This window comes from Nioella sp. MMSF_3534, assembly GCF_030732985.1.
Lineage (GTDB): Bacteria > Pseudomonadota > Alphaproteobacteria > Rhodobacterales > Rhodobacteraceae > Nioella.
In genome coordinates this window covers 1-20322 of the sequence record NZ_JASHJX010000008.1, presented here as the reverse complement: position 1 = coordinate 20322, position 20322 = coordinate 1, and the positions used below count along the sequence as shown (strand labels likewise).

The 20322-nt window shown below is 59.5% G+C and carries 19 protein-coding genes and 4 pseudogenes; 5 read left to right on the top strand and 18 right to left on the bottom strand.

The genetic code is table 11. The features are described from left to right. Positions 1–7 precede the first annotated feature (7 nt). The 3 genes from RBB16_RS05010 to RBB16_RS05000 are packed head-to-tail and all read right to left on the bottom strand — an operon-like array spanning position 8 to position 1261. Positions 8–298, bottom strand: a complete 291-nt coding sequence (locus RBB16_RS05010; RefSeq protein WP_100196091.1) for a TrbC/VirB2 family protein — start codon at positions 296–298, stop codon at positions 8–10. After that, positions 295–978 carry a lytic transglycosylase domain-containing protein gene (locus RBB16_RS05005; RefSeq protein ID WP_306045192.1) on the bottom strand — a complete coding sequence of 228 codons (684 nt, stop codon included), beginning with the start codon at positions 976–978 and terminating at the stop codon, positions 295–297. Before RBB16_RS05005 ends, RBB16_RS05010 begins: the two co-directional genes overlap by 4 nt. Continuing rightward, the gene (locus RBB16_RS05000; RefSeq protein WP_306045116.1) at positions 935–1261 is read right to left on the bottom strand and encodes a hypothetical protein; all 327 of its coding nucleotides are present in this window, start codon (positions 1259–1261) and stop codon (positions 935–937) included. Before RBB16_RS05000 ends, RBB16_RS05005 begins: the two co-directional genes overlap by 44 nt. A gap of 349 nt (positions 1262–1610) precedes the next feature. Here RBB16_RS05000 and RBB16_RS04995 point away from each other — a divergent pair. Further along, positions 1611–1751, top strand: a pseudogene (locus RBB16_RS04995) (IS481 family transposase); the annotation flags it as partial. A gap of 288 nt (positions 1752–2039) precedes the next feature. Here RBB16_RS04995 and RBB16_RS04990 read toward each other — a convergent pair. Both RBB16_RS04990 and RBB16_RS04985 read right to left on the bottom strand, forming a co-directional pair. Further along, positions 2040–2309 (bottom strand): annotated as a pseudogene (locus RBB16_RS04990) (hypothetical protein); the annotation flags it as partial. 9 nt (positions 2310–2318) lie between these two features. After that, positions 2319–3224, bottom strand: a complete 906-nt coding sequence (locus tag RBB16_RS04985; protein WP_306045115.1) for a Hint domain-containing protein — start codon at positions 3222–3224, stop codon at positions 2319–2321. 427 nt (positions 3225–3651) lie between these two features. Between RBB16_RS04985 and RBB16_RS04980 the strand changes: the two genes are divergently transcribed. Continuing rightward, positions 3652–4110: a hypothetical protein gene (locus RBB16_RS04980; protein WP_306045114.1), complete on the top strand. Its 459-nt coding sequence runs from the start codon at positions 3652–3654 to the stop codon at positions 4108–4110. A gap of 179 nt (positions 4111–4289) precedes the next feature. On the opposite strand, the pseudogene RBB16_RS20645 reads toward RBB16_RS04980, so the two are convergent. From RBB16_RS20645 to RBB16_RS04950, 7 genes and pseudogenes are all read right to left on the bottom strand, one after another. Continuing rightward, positions 4290–4556, bottom strand: a pseudogene (locus RBB16_RS20645) (transposase); the annotation flags it as partial. A 3-nt stretch (positions 4557–4559) separates the two neighbouring features. Next, positions 4560–5005: pseudogene (locus RBB16_RS20640) on the bottom strand (helix-turn-helix domain-containing protein); the annotation flags it as partial. Between the two features lie 465 nt (positions 5006–5470). After that, entirely contained in the window at positions 5471–6421 is a 951-nt protein-coding gene (locus RBB16_RS04970; protein WP_306045113.1) for an FAD:protein FMN transferase, read from the bottom strand. Beyond that, positions 6402–8609 carry a PepSY domain-containing protein gene (locus tag RBB16_RS04965; protein ID WP_306045112.1) on the bottom strand — a complete coding sequence of 736 codons (2208 nt, stop codon included), beginning with the start codon at positions 8607–8609 and terminating at the stop codon, positions 6402–6404. Before RBB16_RS04965 ends, RBB16_RS04970 begins: the two co-directional genes overlap by 20 nt. A gap of 13 nt (positions 8610–8622) precedes the next feature. Next, positions 8623–9093 (bottom strand): DUF2271 domain-containing protein, encoded by a 471-nt coding sequence (locus RBB16_RS04960; protein ID WP_306045111.1) that lies wholly within the window; start codon positions 9091–9093, stop codon positions 8623–8625. A 38-nt stretch (positions 9094–9131) separates the two neighbouring features. Next, positions 9132–9518, bottom strand: coding sequence for a PepSY domain-containing protein (locus RBB16_RS04955; RefSeq protein ID WP_306045110.1), 387 nt, complete (start codon positions 9516–9518; stop codon positions 9132–9134). 187 nt (positions 9519–9705) lie between these two features. Beyond that, a complete protein-coding gene (locus tag RBB16_RS04950; protein ID WP_306045109.1) occupies positions 9706–9990 on the bottom strand; it encodes a PepSY domain-containing protein in 285 nt (94 codons plus the stop codon). A 145-nt stretch (positions 9991–10135) separates the two neighbouring features. Between RBB16_RS04950 and RBB16_RS04945 the strand changes: the two genes are divergently transcribed. Genes RBB16_RS04945 through RBB16_RS04935 form a run of 3 tightly spaced genes read left to right on the top strand, consistent with a single transcriptional unit; the run spans position 10136 to position 12530 of the window. Then, positions 10136–10795, top strand: a complete 660-nt coding sequence (locus RBB16_RS04945) for a response regulator transcription factor (RefSeq protein ID WP_306045108.1) — start codon at positions 10136–10138, stop codon at positions 10793–10795. Then, positions 10792–12165 (top strand): ATP-binding protein, encoded by a 1374-nt coding sequence (locus RBB16_RS04940; protein ID WP_306045107.1) that lies wholly within the window; start codon positions 10792–10794, stop codon positions 12163–12165. Before RBB16_RS04945 ends, RBB16_RS04940 begins: the two co-directional genes overlap by 4 nt. Positions 12166–12218: 53 nt before the next feature. Then, positions 12219–12530 (top strand): Hint domain-containing protein, encoded by a 312-nt coding sequence (locus tag RBB16_RS04935; protein WP_306045191.1) that lies wholly within the window; start codon positions 12219–12221, stop codon positions 12528–12530. Here the strand turns inward: RBB16_RS04935 and RBB16_RS04930 are convergent. The 6 genes from RBB16_RS04930 to RBB16_RS04910 form a co-directional block, all read right to left on the bottom strand. Continuing rightward, entirely contained in the window at positions 12411–13304 is an 894-nt protein-coding gene (locus RBB16_RS04930; RefSeq protein WP_306045106.1) for a Hint domain-containing protein, read from the bottom strand. The genes RBB16_RS04935 and RBB16_RS04930 overlap by 120 nt on opposite strands. Before the next feature lie 236 nt (positions 13305–13540). Then, positions 13541–13855, bottom strand: a complete 315-nt coding sequence (locus RBB16_RS20635; RefSeq protein ID WP_371931213.1) for a transposase — start codon at positions 13853–13855, stop codon at positions 13541–13543. Beyond that, positions 13852–14871 (bottom strand): type IIL restriction-modification enzyme MmeI, encoded by a 1020-nt coding sequence (locus RBB16_RS04925; RefSeq protein WP_306045105.1) that lies wholly within the window; start codon positions 14869–14871, stop codon positions 13852–13854. Before RBB16_RS04925 ends, RBB16_RS20635 begins: the two co-directional genes overlap by 4 nt. Before the next feature lie 58 nt (positions 14872–14929). Further along, on the bottom strand, positions 14930–15814 hold the full coding sequence (locus RBB16_RS04920; protein ID WP_306045104.1) for an IS256 family transposase: 885 nt from the start codon (positions 15812–15814) through the stop codon (positions 14930–14932). 58 nt (positions 15815–15872) lie between these two features. Then, a complete protein-coding gene (locus RBB16_RS04915; protein WP_306045103.1) occupies positions 15873–18029 on the bottom strand; it encodes a type I secretion system permease/ATPase in 2157 nt (718 codons plus the stop codon). A gap of 302 nt (positions 18030–18331) precedes the next feature. Then, a partial coding sequence (locus tag RBB16_RS04910) for an Ig-like domain-containing protein (RefSeq protein WP_306045102.1) occupies positions 18332–20322 on the bottom strand: 1991 nt, incomplete at its 5' end.

Sequence of the window (20322 nt, the reverse complement as noted above, 5' to 3'; positions counted from 1 at the left end):
GTCTTGCTCAGGTCGTCCAGATGGCGGCGACGATGGTGGGCGCCGCGGCGATGCCCGCGATTGCGACCACGACCCAAAGCGCCTGGCGGAAATCGAGGATGCCGAAGAGCCAGGAGAGGAAGACCCCGATCAGTGCGAGCGTGCCGATCACGATGCCCAAGGGGCCAGTGATCGCATCCACGATGCCCTGCAGCAGTGTCTGCACGGGCGAGAGGTCGATGCTTTGGGCAAGCGCGGGGCCCGCCAGCACGATGAGGGCCATCGCGCCGAGCGCAACAATAGAAGGTTTGGACGTCACGAAAGGTCTCCTCTCAGCCGCTGGAACACGGCTGTCACACGGGCCACATGGCCTTGGGTTTCGCGAAAAGGGGGAATGCCGCCATGGCGGGAAACCGCATGGGGACCGGCATTGTAGGCTGCAAGTGCCAGCGCGGGATCGCCGAACTGCTCAAGCATCATCAGCAGGTAACGCGCCGAGCCATCGAGATTCTGGGCGATGTCATGGGGATCAACGCCGAGATCGCGGGCAGTGTCGGGCATCAGCTGGCCAAGCCCGATGGCACCGACTGGGCTCAAGGCGCCGGGATTGTATGCGCTCTCGACTTCGATATTGGCCCGGTAAAGGAGCGCCCAATCAGTGACTGAAAGCCCTGCGCGACGCAGCGCACCATGCCCGGCATACCGCAGAGCCGTGGTCTCGATCGCATGGAGGATTTCTGGGGTGGCGCGGGCGGCGGATCGAGCCGGGATCGCTGTCTCGCTCGTTGCGTCAGGAACGCGAGGTTCTGCGAAGAGAAAAAGGCGCCCGTTTGCCTCTTGAGAAGTGGAAATCAATTGGCCGTCTGGGCCAACCGAAAAGATGAAACCGTCGGCCAGGGCCGGGGGCGCGGAACAAACGCCTGTACCCAAAGCAACGACGAGCGCAGTCGCGCGGTCAGCTGCCTTTGACCGGAGGCGCGGCGTGGCGTTCGCGGCCACCTTCTTCAAGTGGGATGCTAGCGGTCGTACAGCCCATGTCGGCCAGGAAACTGACAAGGCCAACGATGGTTTTGAAGTCGCGGAGCTTGAGGACGCTTCGGCTGGTGACGAGCATCTTATCGTCACGCCCATCAGTGGCGACGGCGCGGATGACCCACGAGCCGTACCAGCTGTTATGGCGCTTCTCTGCTCTCTCCGTGCAGACCACCTCAATGAGGTAGCCCTCGGCGAGCAAGCCGCGCAGTCCGTCTTCTGTAACCACATTCGGTGCTTCTTCTATCATGACCTCCCCTGGGCCCTCCTCATCATGAGTATCGGCCCGCGGGGACATTTCCACACGGGCGATACAATACAACATAATTGACTGCAAGACGATTTATTCGAGTTGACGAACCGTCTTTGGCTGCAATAGGTAGCTACCGCACGAAACCATGAATTTGAAGTGGCAAAGGAGTTTTGCCCTGCGCATGTTTTGTGCAGTTCGATACGGTTTGCTTGGTCTTTTTGTGCCACTCGCGTCGATTGGCCAAATCGCCAATGCATGTACCGCGCCGGAACGGCCCTTCCTGCCTGAGCGGTCCGAAGACATTCGAGAATATGCCGATCTGCTCCGTCCTGATTTTGAGAGCTACATCGCTGCCTACAACTTCGCCCGTGTGCTCAAGACCCACAACAGTCTCACGCCCTACGAATACATCTGCAACCTCAGGACTTCAGAGCCGGACAGATTCATCATCAACCCGATCCACCAGATTCCGGGACTGGACATGTAGGTCTTGGCGCGCGGCTGGAGGTTGGCGAGAACGCGCTATCGGCACCTCTCGTCGTATGCTATAGCCTCTAGGTTCTGATAGGCCATACCGTGGCGGATGGCGCTGTAGAACCGGAGGGCGAACTTGCGAGTGGTCGCGGTCATCGCCTCCTGCTTTCCCATCCAAGCCGAGAAGCGACGGCAGAAGGCACCCAATGCGGGGTCGCAGCGTCCAATTGATGTGGCACCACCAATGAGCCATCGGCAACTGCTCTTCGCATAGTGCGCAGCAAACGCTGTACTTACCGCGCACGGGCTGGCTGCGACCCGGGAAGGTTTTCTGGATATCCCCCTCCTCCTTGAAAAGACGGTTCTCACGGGCAGGGTCCAACTCCTTATGCGACACCACATTACTATCCCAATGGGCCGTCCCCCATTTGTTCAGCGTCGACAGGCCAACTCCCAAATCTAAACCTACCCGCCTGCGTGTTAGCCCACTTGTGGGCGCGATCCGCACTGAGGTGCTGAAAGCGTTTGCCCAGTCGCCCTCACACCAGACGAAAAAATAGGAAGGAGGCAGGGACTCCTCTCACCCAGTCGGATAAGAGCCCAGCTTGACTAGTTTTCCGTTGCCCCTATCCAACAGTGCATCGCGAATGCGAATAGGGATTTGCCGTGCAGACATCGCGCGTGGGAATGGCAATTCCTCCATCTCGGGCACATCGCCGTAGAGCGCCTCGAACTCCGAGAAGTTATCGAAGACCCGGCGGTTCACGTTGTCGATGAAGGTCTCTGCTAGAGCACCATTCGCGAGGATGATCTCGTGCGCCTCGGTTTCGATATGATAAACTGTGTAGGTCTCTCCCATCTTGGTCAAGGGAACGTGCGTGATGGTCGTCCCGTTCACCAAGGCCCCTGCATGGCATATGACGCCATCCAGCAGCATCCCGTGGTCTGCGGTGACGGTCAGGTCGGCCTGCGGCAGGCCATCGCCTAGAGACCCGGCAGCAAAGCGCACCGGCATCAACCGCTCGGCAGGCCCGAAGCGCGTGGAAATGGTCTGGCGGCCGATCCATTTGACCGAACAGGCCTTGCCGTCGGAAGTGAGAACACGATCGCCCCTGGACAGGCTTTCAACCGCAGTTGCGCCATTGGGTGTGTCGATCAGCGTTCCGGCATGAAAACAGGCAAGTAGCGGATCGGTGGTGATATTGGCGATTACGATCGAACCTGGCGGTGTCGCAGAGGCGTCGCCGCTGAACAGCATATAGTCACCGCTTGATTCCTGCAGGACGCCCCACACCGTTGTTCCATCGTCATAGGTGCCGACATAGGTAAAGCTGTCGCCACCGCCGCCCGGGGAATGCGTGACCGGTTCACCGCTTGTGAATGTCCCGTCATCTTCGATCAGCAGAGTGATGTTGTAGTTCGGGTTTGTGCTCGCCCCGGAGAGTTCATCGTAACGTTCTCTAACTGTAACTGAATATGCGGCCATTCGAGTATTCCCTTTTCAAGCCAATCAATATTTTCCTTGCCAAGCGAGAAGAGAATGCGCCTAGGCGCTCCGCTTCATAGCACCTTCCCACAGGCTAATCTGTTCAGTGAGTTCACTTTTTTCATTCCACGGTTTTATATGGAACCAGCGTTACTCAATTCCAAAACAGAACCATAGGGAAAAAATTGATACTAAAGGTAACTTATCCTCGAGAGCATATTAGTGCGCTATAATCAAAGTGAAATGGCACTCCCAGGTGGCTTTGATGAGGTGACCGCCCCGTTGAGCCGCCTCGAAAGCAGCCTGTTCAAGGAAGCGGATATCATTTTTTAGCGAAATACGTATAACAAGTTTCTGTTGGTAACTTAATAATTGCGCCACATGCGAGAGAACGGCCTATCAAATGCATACCAAGACAGAGAGCGGCATGGCAATGCGTATGAAACTTCCGACGAAGACCCATTTTATTCAATTAATTCTAGCCATGGTGCTTTTGGGCACGGCAGCTCTGCCCTCCAAGGCCCAGACTTTTGAAGTGAACGTCGATGGCAGCTTCGTCGACGGGGATATCCGCTTTACCGGCGAGCTTGGGATCGTCTACACCTTTCTCTGGCGCGCCATTGCCCAGAGCGGAGAACTAGCGATTTGCGGTGTCGGCAGATTTACGAGCCCACGCTTGAGAACGACTGTGCGAGGGATGCTTCGTGACGCCTCGATCAATGTGTCGGGACTTGATATTCCCTTCGACGTGTCTTACTTCACCAGCGCTCGCACGGTCCAGTCGATGCGGTCAGAACCTGCAACCTGCCGAAGCACCGGCATCCCGGTTTCTCAGGCCAGCGGCGGCGTCTACCTGTCCTTCGGGCAGGCCATCTGGCGGAACTGAAAGCTAAACCACCTAGCCCGGATAATTCATGACGCGGTGATATGGCGTTCATGTGTTCGGTTGATGCTGCCGTGGATCGGCTAAGGGCACCTGATTACGACGTCCGGTTTGTAGGCTGGTCGGGAGCTTTGATCGCGGGATGCGAGGATTGTTGTTTCGGGGTGGTCGGAGCGCTTGGCTCAAGCGATTTTCGGAGGGGCGATGGCGTCGAAGAGAAGTTGGAGAAGTCCCTGTCGCGAGCACGATGCCGGCAGCTTGACGATGTGCAGCCGCAATGTGTCGAACTGCGCGCGGCGCCATTGAGAACGTTTCAGAATTGCGCCTCGGAGCTTCCACCAGATACCGTATGCGCAGCCGTGCAGCATCAGGCGCATCTGGTTGTCATTCGCCGTCGAACACGGCGTCCGGTCTGATGCGAGATGGGTTTCCCATGCCTTGATGTGGTTCTATGCGCTGAGAATGCGATCAACTGAGGAATCGGAGACAAAGTAGTGCTTCTCATCGGTGTATTTGACCGCCAGCTCCCGAGGCGTCAGGTCCTCGTGCTCCAGGACAAAATCGACAAAATCGCCGCGAACCGTGTCCGGGATGCGGTTCCAGACCGACCCAGGCCGGGGTGAGCGGTCGGCAAGCGCACCGAGGCCGCCATCGCTCCAGCGGGCGTACTAGTCGTAGTATGTGTTGCTGGGGATGCCGAGCATCTTCAGCGTTTATCGGGATGGTGGATGTGAGGCCTCAACCGAGCGGATAATCTCAAGCTTCTATGAGGCAGGATACCTCATTCGTCGTCGCCCCCATCCCCGATCATGCTTTTTTTGAGCAGCCGCAATTCCAGCGCCTGTTCGGCCACGACCTCTTTCAGATCACGAGCCTCACGCCTCAAATCCTTGACCTCGCAGCCTGAAACACCGATCCTTTACGTGCCCGGAGCGCGCCGTCAGGGAACTTCCACAGCATTCGTGACACGACCATGTCGTCGGCAATGGAACACAGGCTCAATGTGCCTGAGCGGAAAGGCTACGCAGTCGATGATAATGCACCACAGCACAATGCTAACCGTCAAACCCAAACAAAAGTGTCTGGAAGTCACCCGGCGAAACTGATTTCGTGTCAGTCACGTCAGCTTGCACTTTGCCAATCCTTGCTGACGAAGCCAAGGAGTGCTCGTGCTTTACCCCATTCGCGAACTCCTTGGCTCTCTAAAATTACATGCCCCCCAATTTCATAGATTGCACTCGAGGCTCTAAATCCGCACGAAAAATGAGGTCATTAAATCACAAGACGCAGAAATCTTGATCTGGCTTGGGAGTCCGGTTTTCCTGCAGCATAGCTCATCCCTGTACTTTGAGAAGATTACTCTTCATTGGCCGGAGAAGAGCTGCCCAACCGGGACGTGCCTCACGCTCCCCGCGCCGTCGCGCAGCAGGAACAGGGCATCGAGGCCCCGCGTCCCGGCCAGTTCGGCACCGCGCAGAGGCCCCAGAACCATCAGCGCCGTGGCCCAGGCATCTGCCTCGGCACAGCTGCGGGCCACGACGGTCACGGAGGATGGCGTTTCGGTCAGCGGCGCGCCGCGGGCGGGATCCATGGTGTGCGACAGGCGCCGCCCCCCGACCTCGATCCAGTGGCGATAATCGCCCGAAGTCGCAACAGAACCGTCCTGCAGCGTCAGGATCGACCGGGGCGTCCTGCGCCCATGCTCCGGCGCCTCGATAGCAATGGTCCAGCCCTCGCCGCCGGGCCGCAGCCCGGTTGCGCGAAGCTCTCCATCAATGCCGACAAGGGCATCGGAGAGTCCCTGCGCGCCCATGGTTTCAGCCAGTCGGTCAACGCCGTAGCCCTTTGCGATTCCGTTCAGGTCCAGAGCGATTGGCGCGGTTTTTCGCACTTGGGTTCCGTCGATCTCCAGCACCTCATGCGCCGGGCGCCGCGGGGCCGTCATCGCCGCCCGGATGCGGTCGGGCGCGGCGGCGTCCGGTCCGAATCCCCACGCCGTCACAACATCGCCCATGCCGATATCGAAAGCCCCGCCCGAGAGCCGCCCGATCTCGAGCCCGAGGCGCAGGACGTTGCACAAGTGCACCGGCACCGGCACCCACGCCCCCACAGGGGCAGCGTTCAGGCGCATCAGGGCGCTGTCCGGCTTCCAGGTGGACATCTGCGCGTCGATGTCGTCGACCGCCGCCTGCAGCGCCACCCGGATCGGGGCGGGATCGACCTCCGGTCCCGCGAAGAACGTGGCCTGCCAACGGGTGCCCATGGTGGGGCCGTTCAGCGCGATGCGCTGGCGCTCAGTAGACATCTTCGACATATCGCCCCTCCGCCTTGAGACGCGCGGGCGACAGCCCGCTCGGGGCGAGGATCGCGGTCAGCGCCTCGGCCACGCCCGCGGCCATGCCCCGCCCGCCGCAGACCATTACCCGGGCCCCATCGCGGATCAGCCGGGCGACCTCGGCAGCCTCGGCCTGCAGCGCATCCTGCACGTAGCAGGGCCTCCCCCCGCGTGAGGTCGCCGTGACCAGCCGGGTCAGGCGGCCGTCCGCCTGCCAGGCGGGCATGTCCTCACCATAGAAGAAATCGCTTCCGGGGTGGCGCATCCCGAAGAAGAGATGCGCGGGCCTGCGGTGCCTGTTTGCGCGCAGGATACCGGCCAGCGGCCCGATCCCCGTTCCCGCGCCGATCAGGATCAGCGGTGCCTTGCCACGGCCCGGACGGAAGCCGGGATTGCGGCGCAGGAAGGCGCGCACGGTGCCGCCCGGCTCCAGCGCCGTCAGAAGCCCCGAGCACAGGCCGCCGGGATGCTTGCGCACCACGATCTCGATCATCCCGTCGCGGCGCGCCGAGGCCAGCGAATAGAACCGCGGCACCGGGCTGCCCTCGGGCAGGATGCCCAGAAGATCGCCCGCCTCGAACCGGGCAAAGCCGGTGCCGGTCAGCCGCTGCCAGATCGTCGGGCGCGGCAGGGCGAAGCGCAGGATCGCGGCCGGGGCCTGCACCTCGGCGCCATAGTTGCGGCGCGAGACGAGCGTCAGCGGCACGCTCGCGGGCCGGTCGGGCCGGTGCACGAGATCGAGCGCACAGCCGAGCCGCGCACCAAGCGCCCGGCCCCACCGGGCGAAGTCCTGCGGCGACTGGCGGTCGATGGTGTCATAGGGCAGAAGTTCGGGCCAGCCGGCCTGCCGCGCCGTATCCTCGAGCGCACGGGCGAATGCGCAATAGGCCGGAAAGCTGCGATCGCCGAAGCCCAGAACAGCCAGTTCAACACCCGGCACGGGCGCAAGCTTCCGCAGACGCTCCAGCGCCCCTTTCGCCGGGGTGGGCGCGGCTCCGTCGCCATAGGTGGCGGCCAGCACGATGATCCGCTCGGCTTTCTGGTAGCGCTCCGGCGCGAGGGAGGACAGCGGCGCCACATGCACGCTTTGCCCCGCCGCGGTCAGTGCGACCTGAAGGGTCGCGGCAAAGCCCCAGGTGCTGCCGCCCTCGCTGGCCACCAGAAGGATCGTGTCGGCCTGCGCCGCGGGCCGGTTGCCACGGATGCGCGGGCGCGCGCGCCACCCGGCCAGCCAGACCAACGCCCCGGTCAGGCCCAGAACCGGCACCGCCAGCGCCATCAGCCCGAGCAACAGGCCCAGCCCCGCCGCACCCTGTCCGGTGTGCAGCATGAAGATGGTTTCATTCACGCGCGCCCATCCGCCCAGATCCTCCCAGGACAGCAGATCGCCGGTGCCCTGATCGAGATAGCCGCTGCCCCGGGAGGTGGTCAGCGCGAAGGCATCGCTGGCATCGCCCGGATAGGGAAAGCTCAGCGACCGCAACTCGGTCACCAGCGTCTGACGCAGGGTCGCGATCCGCTCAGGCGGCATTCCCGTTTCCCCGCTGACGTTGGCAGGAAAGGCAGGACCCGCGTCGCCCGGGGGAAGAAGCTCGAAGGTGGCGGCAGACATCCACAGTGCCGTAACGGAGGAAAGCACCAGCCCCACCACCGAGATCCGCGCGATTTCCACGTGCAGCCGCCCTGCCCGGGGCCCGCGCAGGGGCGCGAACCAGTGCCGCCAGCCACCCGTGCGCCGCGCCACCAGCGCCGCGCCCGAAATCGACAGCACCAGCATCGCCGCCGCGCCTGCGGCCATGGTCAGCCGCCCGCCATCGCCCAGGAACAGCGACCGGTGCAGGTTGGTCAGCCAGCGCAGGGTCTGGTTGGGATCGGCCGAGGCCACGCCCGCCCCGGTCTCCGGGTCGATCACCGCCGCGCCCGGCGTGCCGCCCTCGAACCAGTAGGCCGTGATCCGGCCCGAGGGCGCGCGGCGGATCTGCTCCACCCCCGGGTAGACCGCGCGGATGCGCCCGGCGAGCGTGGCGACGGTCAGCCCGGCCTCAACCTGCGGCGTAGACAGCCGCTCGGCGGCCGGGAAGAGCGAGAGCGCTCCGCCGCTGAGGGTGAGAACAGTGACAAGGGCAAGGGCCAGAAGACCCGGCCAGCGGTGAAATGCGCGGATCATGGCCCTCCTCCCCTTACATGTCGTAGGCGAAGCTGGCGATGTAGCGCCGACCGCGCACTGGCGTTCCGGCCCCGTCCAGGGTCAGCGGCACGGCGATCTCGTTGGGGCTGTCGCGCATGTCCTCGACGGCGGCGTCGATGTGCAGGGTGTAGCCCGCATCAAACAGCGCATCGGCCAGGTCGAGCGTGATTTCCAGCTGGCGCCCGGCCCCGACGCTGGCCCCGGTGATGCCGTCCACATGCATCGTGTCGCCCCCGGTAGCGCGATACCAGTCGTCCAGATGCGCATAGTAGCGCGACCGTTGACCGGCCATCCACAGGCTGCCGACATAGGCCCCCGAGGCATCGGTGACGTAGAGGGCAAGATAGGCCCCGTCGCCGCCATAGGCGGCGAGGGTCGTGGTCAGGGTGACCTGCCGCGCCATGGCGAGGCCGGGAAGGGTCAGCGCCGTGGTCAGCGCAAGGGTTGCAAGAAGCGATTTCATCGGATCTGTCCTTTATCTCGGAGGCGTTCGGCAGGGGCTCAGTTCACTTGCACCTGCGGCGCGGCGCCGCTTCCGAACAGGCCGTTCTGCGGCGGGGCTGCGCTGCCTGCGGGGGCCGGGTTGCGGCTGTTGGCGTAGCCGCCGTCGTCTTCGTCGTCCTCGTATTCGAGTTCGACGATCTCCAGCGACTCGGGGTCGAGCGATACTTCGATGGCCCGTCCCTCCGCGTCGCGGCCCTCGATCTCGTAGCAGCCGTCGTCGATCTCGAATTCGCGCACGCTCCAGCCGTTTTGCTCGGCAAGCTGCATCGCCGCCTCTCGCGGCTGCCACCGGTCGCGGGGCGCGCGGCAGTCGTCGTCGTCAGCCAGCGCTGCCCCTGCGGGCAGGACCGAGATAAGGGCGAGGGCGGTCAGGGTCGTTTTCATGTGAGGGTCTCCTATCCTGTGATGAGGGCACCCTGCGGGCCCGACCTGATCGTTTCCTGACGGCCGGGCGATTCCCGCTTCAGCTTGCTGTCAGGAAACCGCCCTTCTGACAGAAAAAACCCCGCTCGCAGGAGCGGGGTCATATCGGAACCGGGGTCATGATGCCCGGCCAGCGGGACACGGGGGGTCAGTCGTCGTCGTCCTCGTCTTCATACTCGAACTCGATCACCTCGAGCGTGCCGGGGTGGATCGTCACCTCGATCCGGCGCCCCTGCGCGTCGCGGCCGTCGATCTCGTAGCAGCCGTCGTCGATCCGGATGCGGCGCGGGGTCCAGCCGTTTTCCTCTGCCAGTTGCGCAACCGCGTCGCGCGGATGCCACTCGGCCATCGGCACGAAACAGTCGTCATCCGCCAGCGCCGCCCCTGCCGGAACGAGCGCGAGAAACCCGAGAATTGTCACTGTCTTTTTCATGGGCCACACTCCTCGTGGAACACCTGCCTGGACGCATCCTGCGTGGCGAATCTTACGGCAAGCTGAAGAAGCCTGCGCCGGGGCGTCAGTTTGACGTCAGCCGGTGCAGGGAAAACTGGGGCATCGGGAACAGACGAGGACGGGCATGCGAATCCTGCTGATAGAGGACGACACGGTTCTTGGCGCCGCGGTGCGCGACCAGATCGCGGCCGACGGCCGGTCGGTGGACTGGGTGAAGCGGCTTGACGCGGCGGGCGATGCACTTCGCGCGGCGCCCTTCGACCTGATCCTGCTCGACCTCATGCTGCCCGACGGGCGCGGTATCGGATTTCTCAAGGCCCTGCGCGCCCGGGGCGACGTGACGCCGGTTATCGTGCTGACCGCGCTCGACCAGGTATCCGACCGCATCGAGGGGTTGAACGCGGGCGCCGACGACTACCTCGTCAAACCCTTCGACCTGGCGGAACTGTCGGCGCGCATCGGCTCCGTCGCGCGGCGCTACAGCGGCAACCCGAACCCCATCGTCACCCTCGGCCCGCTGGTGATCGACCTTGCCGCGCACAGCATCCACCGCGAGGGCCGGCCGGTGGTGCTGACCGCCCGCGAATGGGAACTGTTCGAGGCGCTGCTGGCCCGGCCCGGGCAATTGCTGTCCAAGCCGCAACTGGAAGAAAAGCTCTATGCCTTCGATGCGGAAGTGGAAAGCAACACGATCGAGGTCCATGTCAGCCGGCTGCGCAAGAAGCTGGGCAGCGGCATCATCGAGACGGAGCGCGGCATGGGCTACAGGCTGGGCCGACCATGAAATGGCCCGCAAGCCTCCGGGCCCGGCTCGGCCTGTCCGTCGGGCTGGTGCTGACGGTGCTGTGGCTGCTGGCCGCGACGGGCACTGCGCTGATCGTGCGCGGCGAAATGGACGAGGTCTTCGACAGCGCCCTGCGCGAAACCGCCGAACGCATCCTGCCCCTCGCCGTGACCGATATCGTGGGCCGGGAAGATCCCGTGGGCACACAGCGGCTGGCCTCGATCCGGGACATCGACGAATTCTTCACCTATGTCGTCCGCGACGCCGAGGGGCGCATCCTGCTGCAATCGCATGGCGCTCTGCCCGAGGACTTCCCCGCCTATGACGGGCCGGGATTCGCCCAGACCGAAACCCACCGGCTCTATAGCGACGCGGCGGTTCAGGGGACGATCCGCATCACCGTGGCCGAACCTCTGGCCCATCGCGCGGCGGTCGCCCGCGAGATCCGGATGGGCCTTGGCCTGCCGCTGCTGGTTCTGTTGCCGGTCGCACTGGTGGCGATCACGCTTGCAGTGCGCTTCAGCCTCGGTCCCCTGAACCGATTCCGCAGGCATCTCGAAACCCGGGGCGCGCGCGATTTGTCCCAGGTTCCCGCCGACGATCTGCCCGCGGAACTTGCCCCGCTTGCCGGAACGCTGAACGGGCTTCTGGCGGGTCTGCGTGACGCTTTCGAGGCCGAGCGAAGCTTCGCGGCCAACGCCGCGCATGAACTGCGCACTCCCCTTGCAGGAGCGATCGCCCAGGCGCAGCGGCTGAGCCGGGAAAGCCACGACCCCGCCGCGGTGCAGCGCGCGCAGGATATAGAACAGACGCTGAAGCGCCTGACGCGACGCACCGAGCGGCTGATGCAACTGGCGCGCGCCGAAGGCAGGCGGCTGCGTTCGGATGACGCGCATGACGCAAGGACAGCCCTGCGCATCGTGGTGGAGGACATGCAGCGCAGCCCCGCGGCGCCCGCACTGGTGCTCGACCTGCCGAAGGATCCGGTGCCCACGACCCTTGATGCCGACGCTCTTGGCATCGTCTGCCGCAACCTCGTGGACAATGCGCTGCGCCACGGGGACCAGTATGAAGCGGTCGGCGTAACCCTGACTGCGGGGGGCGATCTGGTGGTGTCGAATGCCGGGCCGGTTGTGGACCCCGACCGGCTCGCCCAGTTGACCGAGAGGTTCCAGCGTGCCGCTCCGGCGGCGCAGGGCAGCGGACTCGGACTTTATATCGTCGCCTGCATCGCGGTGCGGAGCGGACACAGCCTGTCCCTCGCGTCGCCGCGCCCGGGGGCGGCCGACGGGTTCGAGGTGAGATTCCGGCTGGCCGACCCGGAGGATGGGGAACAAAAAGAGGTTGGGTCTGTGACCGTGGCGGGTTAACCTTGTTGAAACACAAGGCGGGCATCATCGCCGGGCATGAGCAGGACGATTCCATGAGCGATATTCCACGGCGCGCCCCGAACGGGGGGCCGGTTGCGGATGACGGGCTGACCGCGGCGCTGCCGCCGGGAACCGAGATCCTGACCCTGGCCGGGGCCCTGCCGGTCGAGGCGCTCTACCCCGGTGACCGGATCATCACCCGCGATGCCGGGGCACAGAGTGTGAGATCAAGAAAAACAGAGCGATTACGATCGATACTCGGTCGCGCGTTCCTCGCATGTCATGTGTTCGTCCTCGATTTCTTGAAGCAGTGGCTGTCTGTTAGTCCGGTGCCGTGCAATCAGCTTTTTTTGACGCGTCCCTGATGGAATATGCCGTGCAGGCCGCGGATCATGGGACTGATCTTTAAGCTCGGGAAAGATACTCAAAATCTCTTCTCGTGCATCAGAGCTAAGAGCTATTAGGGCTTGCGGACCCGTATAGAGACTTTCTGATTGGGCACCTTCTGCGAAGATGATCTCATGCTGATTCAATAATATGTGGAAGTACTCCACCCACTCGATCTTTGTGTCGATGTAGATACCCGGGAGCGAAGTTAGCTTGATCGCAGGAATGAGTACCTCGGCACATCCGAACATCCGTCGGGCGATCGCTGAGCGAACCAGCATTCGGTGCTGCGGCGAGACGAGCAAGTCCCGCCAGGGGAGACCCTGACCAAGTGCTCCGGCAGTGATCCGAACCGGCCGGAGTTTGGGTGCGCGCTTAAGCTCGTCCAGTCCGAGTAGGTTTCGGCCGATCCACCGAACCTTTTCGATCTCGCCCTCAGCTGTTGCGATACCTCGTCCTACAGCAATCTCTTCAATAGCTGTCCAGCCCGTATCGGTCAGAACGAGCGTGCCCCTGGTCAGGCAAATGACATCGGTGACATCCGCTTCGAACGTATTCGAAAGCCCCGCCTTTAGGATGGTGACATCCTGCCCAATTATAAAAGTGGTTGTTCCGTCAGTGGCATAGAGCTGTCCGGATGAACCGTTACCATCGAAAAGGTAGTTTGACGATCCGGTATCATTACCTCCCCCGCTGATAGCGGCATCCCATTCAACTCCGGACACAAAGCCATCATTATTGGCATCATCCACGGTAACGGTGACTGGGTTTGTGTTAACGGCAACAACACTCCAGGTTAATCCTGATTTCGATATCGTAGCACATGTGCCCGGTGGAAATGTAAGAGTTATAAGCGCCACTATTTCTTACCCTAGCTTTCGAAAACGCATTCAACCAAATCTGCCATCGTGGTCTCACTTTGTTGAAATCGTGGGTATTGATGGCTACCCCCATATGTTCTGTCCCCTGAAAACTGCTACGTGGGTTGTTAACAGCGACGAACTTCTGCACTGCTCAGCGTTCTGAATTCGAATGCAGGCCATTCCACACTGACAAAGCGCAACAGGCTCTCGACGAATCCAGTCGTTTGAGTGATGGCTGTGCCGAGAAAGACCAAGATGAAAAGTCGCCTCTGAATCGTAGCAAAGCTGGAGGTTAGCAGGAGACTGAAGTTGTCTATCTGTATGGCAAGCCAGCTCACCTCGGGATCAAGCCAAACTTTCAACCTGCAACTGCGCTTGAGTACTGCGTTGTTGGAGGACCGGTTTCTGACCTTACAGGATATGGATATAGTCTTGCTCATGTAATCCTGCAATCATCCCGAGTATCCAAAAAAAATTCCGTGCGAGATTTGGCATCAGAGCCGCTTAGGTCAATTAGAAAATCGAGTATTTCTCGATTCTTCATGTGCCGCGGTACACACAAAGCCTCAGCGGTTGTCACATCAATTTCATCCAAGACTTCAGCAAGTAAAAGCGCGCTGCGGCCGATTGGTTTGTTTGTTGTAAATTTGGTGGATTGCCGTCGTTGGCGATAGGCTTCAACTTCTGAGTACATTCTGCCAATTCCAGCCTTGGGATTCTGAATTTGAAGTTCCTTCTGCCACTCATCAAGACGTTCTCCGAGTTCCTCCAATCGGCTGAAATATGCATTACTCACAGAATGGAAAGGAAATCCAGAAAAGCATCTTGAGCTACAGTATTCCCCTTGCTTATTTAAGTGCGCAGCATGTGATGCCCATAAGATGTGGAACTTGGACGACAACAATGACAGAAGAGCGGCGCTCTCTGATGCTATTGCCACAACCCTCGCATCTGGCAGTGTTGATGCATCGACGAACTGGAATGCTCGATGTTTCATCTTCTCAGCAGTGACTATGTATCTTTTTTTCCCTGTTATAGCCTCACGGAGTTTCGGTCGAGGATCTGAATGCAACCACCAACTATTAACAGGACTTCTACGAGAGCGAACATCTCTTTCCGGCTTCACCGTTCTGAATAGGTGCCAATATATTCTAGGAAACCGATACTGAACTTCAGCTTCAGTTAGCCCAAATAAATCTATTACCCATCTACCTTGAGGGTGCTTAATAATATCTGGAGCTGAGCAAAACGGGCGGATGTGCTTTCGTGATTCGGCCCTCATCTGCCGCAGTTCATAAGCCTCACTTCTAGAGAGGACGAATCCATCTCCCTGAAGATGGACGCCCTTGCAAGCAAGAACATCCATTCCGGCAAACACAGCGCACGCTCTTCTAGATTCACCCTCACAGGAGTTGGCGATACCTGACCCGATCGCATTATTAGTTTCTGATGGCATCTCTGCCGCCTTTTTATTCGCCTAATTCCTGTGATGCGTTGCATCTAGAACTGGAGACTTAAAGTAACTTTAGGGCGGAAACTCTGACAACGGCCGAGGGCGCGTTGGGTAACACATCATGGTCCTTGTAGCTGGCGAAGTTCATGGCATTGGGCAACAGATGGACGATGCAGGTCTGGATCCGGGTCCGTGGAAGTGCCGCCTCGATGGCCTGCGGAAAGCCCTTCAGCCCGTCCGCGAGGGCGATCAGGATGCCCTGGACGCCCCGGTTGCGCAGGGCGCTGATAACCTTGGCCCAGAACTTGGCGCCCTCATTGGCCTGAAACCACAGGCCCAGAACGTCGCGTGTGCCATCTGGCAAAACCGCGAGGGCCCCGAAGACCGCCTTGTTCGAGACCGCCCCATTGCTGCGGATATTGACCCGGATCGCGTCCATGAAGGCGATCGGATAGCAGGGTTCCAGAGGGCGGATCTGCCAGGCGGTGACCTCCTCCATCACGGCGTCGGTGATCGCGGAAATCAGGCCGGGCGAGGCCTCGACGCCATAGATTCCCTCGATATGGCCCCGGGTCTCGCGGGTGGCCATGCCGCGGGCATACATGCTGACGATCTTGCGGTCGAACTCGGGAAAGCGGCGCTGATACTCGGCGATAAGCAGCGGATCGAAGGTGCCGTTCCGGTCGCGGGGGATGTCCAGAAAAACTTTGCCGCTGTCGGTGATCACAGTCTTCTGGCTACGCCCGTTGCAGTGATTGGGGTGCTGGATCCGGCCCTCAGGCGCTTCCTCCGTGCGCTCTTCATGGAGATGGACATCCATCTCCGTGCTCAGCGCACGTTCCGCTAGCGCCTTGGTCAGTTCTGCTAGGATGCTGGTCTTGCCAAACAGGTCACCGGGTGAACGCCCTTCCATCAGGCGGTCCTGCAAGTCTTTATTGAGGCTCATACGTGGGTCTCCTCTTCGAGCAGTTACCACGTCAGCGCAAAAAATTCAGGATAGTCCATCAGCTAGTGGTAGCCGTGGGTACAACCAGGCCGCGATTTCCCGTCGAGAGCTTCCTAAGTGCTATTTCGCGCGGTTCGTCCAATACGATTCGCCCGTTATGAAGCACAAGAACCCTATTAACCTGTGAGAGTATTCTAGGACGATGTGTCGCGACTATGCACGTCCTTCCCTCAATCCACTTACCAATTCTCTCGACAACGACTGACTCAATACTTTGATCCATCGCAGAAGTTGGTTCATCTAGCAAAATAATTGAAGGATCCTGCAGGATGATCCTAGCAAGCCCAATTGACTGTCTCTGACCCATTGATAGGCCATCGCCTCCATCCAAGATCTCGAGATCAAGCCCCTCAGGATGTTGACGAATAAAATCACCAAGCCCAACAAATGATAAGGCATCCAGCAAGCTCACATCATCGTGTGCAGACCTATACCCAATCAGGTTTTCCCTAAGCGAACCTCTATAAAGTTTAACATCTTGAGAGAGATATCCGATGCTTCCTCTTATATCTTTCGTAGAGATCTGTCTTGCATCTATTCCATCTATTAGAACTCTACCATCAATTGGCTCGTGAATCTTGCCAATAAGCTTTAGAAGCGTAGATTTTCCTGATCCATTTGCCCCCATAAGGGCAACCCTATCCCCGCAAGGCACTTTGAGATTGTCTACAGTCAAGGCCAAAATCTTTGTATTGGGGAACGCGAATCTGACCTGATCCAATTCTACACTATCGCCGAGACGACTTTTTCGAACATACTGCTTGTCTGGTTGTTCGTCTTGCGTGGAATTCATGACAGTGTCTAACGCAGAAAGTGCAATCTTCATATTCTGCCATCGAAGTAGAATCTGAGAGAATTGTGTGAATGGAGCCAACGTTCGCGATGAGAGAATGCTAATTGCAAGGATTGCGCCAACGGAAAGCTCCCCAGCAAAAACCATGTAAACCCCGGCTATTATTGCAGCAACATAAGTAACTTGCTGCATTGAGCCCCCCCATTGATTCAGAATCGTCCCCAAATTGCGTTGAATACTGGTCTTTTCTGAATTAAGCTCCAGAATCTCTTCCCATTGACGCTGGAAAAAGCCCTCCATTCGATTAACCTTTATTGACTCCAAGCTATAGCTAACTTCGGTCATCAATCGAGATGCTGCTGAAATACCGCCCATATTTTCCGATGAGATCTCAGCCATCCTCTTGCGAAAAACGATGCTTGGAATAATAATGAGGATTGATCCAGCTATGACGACCCAGACAACGTTGCCGGCTATAAAGTAAATAAGAGCAAGAAAGACAAAGGCAAACGGTAGATCCGATACTACTCCAACGCAGGCCGAAGTGAAGAACTCTCTGATAGATGAAAATTCTCTCACGATACTAACAATTGCGCCAGGAGATGCAGGACGACTGTCCAACTTCATTCCAATCACTCTGGAAAATACATCTTGCGAAATTTCGAGTTCCGAACTTCGGCCAAGTCGGTCAATCAGCTTTGAGCGAGAAATTCTTAAAACGGCCTCAAAAAGAATTGCCATCCCGACCCCACCAGCCAAGACCCACAAAGTAGCTTCAGACTGCCCGGGAATAACTCTGTCGTATACCTGCATTGCGAAAAGGGATGTTACGACCGCTAAAACGTTAGCGAACAGTGAGGATATGAAAATATCAAAGAGTGTCGATTTCTTCAGTACCAGACGTCCCCAGAACCAATGCTTTGGCGCTGGCTGCGACACATGTTTTTTCTGCAGTTGATCTACTGTTGCGCGAAGTGAAAAAGCGCGTCCGCTGAACCGTCCCAGAAAGAACTCCTCGGACACGGCTCTGAATGTTTCTGGACGTTCTGGATCGAGGACATATAGGCTTTCACCGTTTTTCTCAATAACCACAAGGTACTCATCTTCGCCGAACGCGACACAGCAGGGCAAGTCATGTTCACTAATGGTTTTTGCTTGAAACCAGACAGGAAGATATCCAACTCGCCTCGTTGCTCTCTCCAGCAAATCAGTGGTTAATCCACTGTCTTTGATGGGCAGCCCGTCTGTCAGATCCTGGACGGAGACCGGAACATCAAGAACTGAGAAGTATGCGACTGTTGCCGCCTCAAGAGACTGAAATGGAAACTTGAATGACAAAATCGTCGCATCATTGTTGGACAAGATTACTCTCCTATCTCGGCGTTGATCGTTGGTGTGACGGACGAAACATTTTCCGTGTCGTTGAATCTCTTGCCGTTAGGCTTCACTTGAAACAAAAGTGGCCCCTTTTCCTCGAAGTGTGAGGAAAGGGGCCAAGTTGGGCTCCGTGAGTAAAGCCCGCATCAGTTGGGCAACCTGCTCCCTCGATCCGTTCAATTGCGAAGGTGGAGTTCCTCTCGGCCGATAGATTCAGGCACTGATGCATCATAACGACCCCATCCCATGCTGCCACCGGGAAGGGGTCGTTGTTCATGCTGCCATCGTTAGACAACAGACATCGGCAGCGTGTCGAAATACAGATCGCTCAATGTGTCAATCTGTGCGTCGGTCACGCCAGCAGTATTAGATGCGACATCCGAGATGACGTTTCCGAAGTCATCGGTGAGCTGTTTAACAGGGCTGTCCGTGCTCTCCTCCTGCGCTGCCTCGATCAGGTTCCCGAAGTCATCCAGAATTCCGGTATCGTCTTCGTCGTCCAGATCAATGATAAGATCGCTCAACACACCCAGATTATCAGAGACAACCGGATCGCCGTCATGCGACGCGCTCACCATTTCATTCGTCCCGATATACAGGAACGCCGCGTCCTGGATCACGATGGTCGAACCGTCCGCCAGCGTCGCGGTAGAGCTCCCCTGAACATGGACGTTATCGGTCGGGTTGGAACTCACGCCATCGCCGTAAAGGTCGATCTCGACGATCCCCAGGTCGCTCAGCAACCGCATCTCGCCATCGTCCAGCATCCCGTCCTGATCCACGTCCTGCCAGACGCCGAACTCGGCGAACCGTTCGTCCTCGGCATTGAACAGGCCATCCTGGTTGCTGTCGAAATCCTGACGCAACCCGGCAAGGTCAGATCCCGTATCCTGGCCGAAGATGTACTGACCGCTGTCATGCAGCTGCCCGTCCCCTTCGCGGTCCCAGAACAGCACGCCGTCATTCCCAGCAACCCATCCGGTTTCGTCAATCTCGCCATCGCCATTCACATCAAACCGTGCGGTGCTGTAAGCCACCTGCCCGTCCCCGTCCATGTCGATCGCTACGGGCGTGGCCACCTCCACCACCTCCAGCGCCACAAATCTAGACCATGCGTCGTTTGTGCTGTTCGTGGCGCCGGTGGTAAGGCTCAGAGCAGCATGCACCTCTGAACCCGTCGACGATGCTGACCAAAACACGGCCGATGGCCAGCCGGCGGGGATACCATTGGTAGTGAACCCTATATTGAGTTCGTCCCAGATATCCAGAAGGCCCGTATAACCAGGATTGTTATCCGCTTCATACCCACCAATACTCGTCGTGGTCCCCTCCACATGGCTCGGATCCCCAAGTTCGGGCAACCGCAATGTAATGATCTGACCTGAACTATTGGTCACTATCACGGTACTGCTCGAATTGGTCGTATCTGCGCCTCCGTTGAAGAGAGCGTCGAGTTCGTTGTGAGTTGCTAAATCAGGGTCTGAACCGTCACTAATCCCGGAAGATCCTCCCGAATTATCTCTGTCCCAGTAGTAATACGTCCGCCCACTGACCGTCACAGGGTTGATCAGCTGGCCGCCGAAGGCTGTGCCCTCCAAGCTCAGCTCCGCTGGCGGCCCCGTATCGATCGTCACAGAGATCACGTTGCTCGGGGCCGTGTTCCCCGCCGCATCCGTCACCTGCGCACGGAACTGGTACGACCCGTCCGCGATCCCCGCCTGCGCTGCCGTCGTCGGCACCCAGTTCGTGCCGCCATCCGTCGACACTTCATAGGCAACCGTCGCACCGGCCTCCTGGCCGGTCAGAGACAGATCGAACGTGTTGTCATTGGTGATCCCGTCACCCGCAACACCGCTGTCAACAAGGTTCGCAAAGGAAAGCGTCCCCGCAACCGCCCCCGTGTCGATCGTGATCGGCAGGATGCCGCTCGGATCGCTCTCGTTGCCGGCAGCGTCTGTCAGCGTATAGGTGAAGTCATGCGCCCCATCCGCCAGCGGTGCGTCGGGCGTCAGCGTCCCGGCCACAGGGTCATAGGTCGCCGCAACGGCAACACCGTCCACATAGAGCGTCGGCGTATCCGTCAGGCCGGCGCCGATGTTGATCCCAGGCTGGCTGTCATCCGTCGTCGCCGCCGTGCTCGCAGGATCGATGATCGCACCGACATTGTCCGCATAGCTCGTCGGCGCCGCGGGTGCCGCAGGCGCCCCCGTGTCGATCGTGATCGGCAGGATGCCGCTCGGATCGCTCTCGTTGCCGGCAGCGTCTGTCAGCGTATAGG

Bases quoted from the DNA above. Each gene is read 5' to 3' on its own strand.
- RBB16_RS05000 (WP_306045116.1), bottom strand. From the start codon at position 1,261: ATGATAGAAGAAGCACCGAATGTGGTTACAGAAGACGGACTGCGCGGC.
- RBB16_RS04985 (WP_306045115.1), bottom strand. From the start codon at position 3,224: ATGGCCGCATATTCAGTTACAGTTAGAGAACGTTACGATGAACTCTCC.
- RBB16_RS04980 (WP_306045114.1), top strand. From the start codon at position 3,652: ATGGCAATGCGTATGAAACTTCCGACGAAGACCCATTTTATTCAATTA.
- RBB16_RS04970 (WP_306045113.1), bottom strand. From the start codon at position 6,421: ATGTCGAAGATGTCTACTGAGCGCCAGCGCATCGCGCTGAACGGCCCC.
- RBB16_RS04965 (WP_306045112.1), bottom strand. From the start codon at position 8,609: ATGATCCGCGCATTTCACCGCTGGCCGGGTCTTCTGGCCCTTGCCCTT.
- RBB16_RS04960 (WP_306045111.1), bottom strand. From the start codon at position 9,093: ATGAAATCGCTTCTTGCAACCCTTGCGCTGACCACGGCGCTGACCCTT.
- RBB16_RS04955 (WP_306045110.1), bottom strand. From the start codon at position 9,518: ATGAAAACGACCCTGACCGCCCTCGCCCTTATCTCGGTCCTGCCCGCA.
- RBB16_RS04950 (WP_306045109.1), bottom strand. From the start codon at position 9,990: ATGAAAAAGACAGTGACAATTCTCGGGTTTCTCGCGCTCGTTCCGGCA.
- RBB16_RS04945 (WP_306045108.1), top strand. From the start codon at position 10,136: ATGCGAATCCTGCTGATAGAGGACGACACGGTTCTTGGCGCCGCGGTG.
- RBB16_RS04940 (WP_306045107.1), top strand. From the start codon at position 10,792: ATGAAATGGCCCGCAAGCCTCCGGGCCCGGCTCGGCCTGTCCGTCGGG.
- RBB16_RS04935 (WP_306045191.1), top strand. From the start codon at position 12,219: ATGAGCGATATTCCACGGCGCGCCCCGAACGGGGGGCCGGTTGCGGAT.
- RBB16_RS20635 (WP_371931213.1), bottom strand. From the start codon at position 13,855: ATGAGCAAGACTATATCCATATCCTGTAAGGTCAGAAACCGGTCCTCC.
- RBB16_RS04925 (WP_306045105.1), bottom strand. From the start codon at position 14,871: ATGCCATCAGAAACTAATAATGCGATCGGGTCAGGTATCGCCAACTCC.
- RBB16_RS04920 (WP_306045104.1), bottom strand. From the start codon at position 15,814: ATGAGCCTCAATAAAGACTTGCAGGACCGCCTGATGGAAGGGCGTTCA.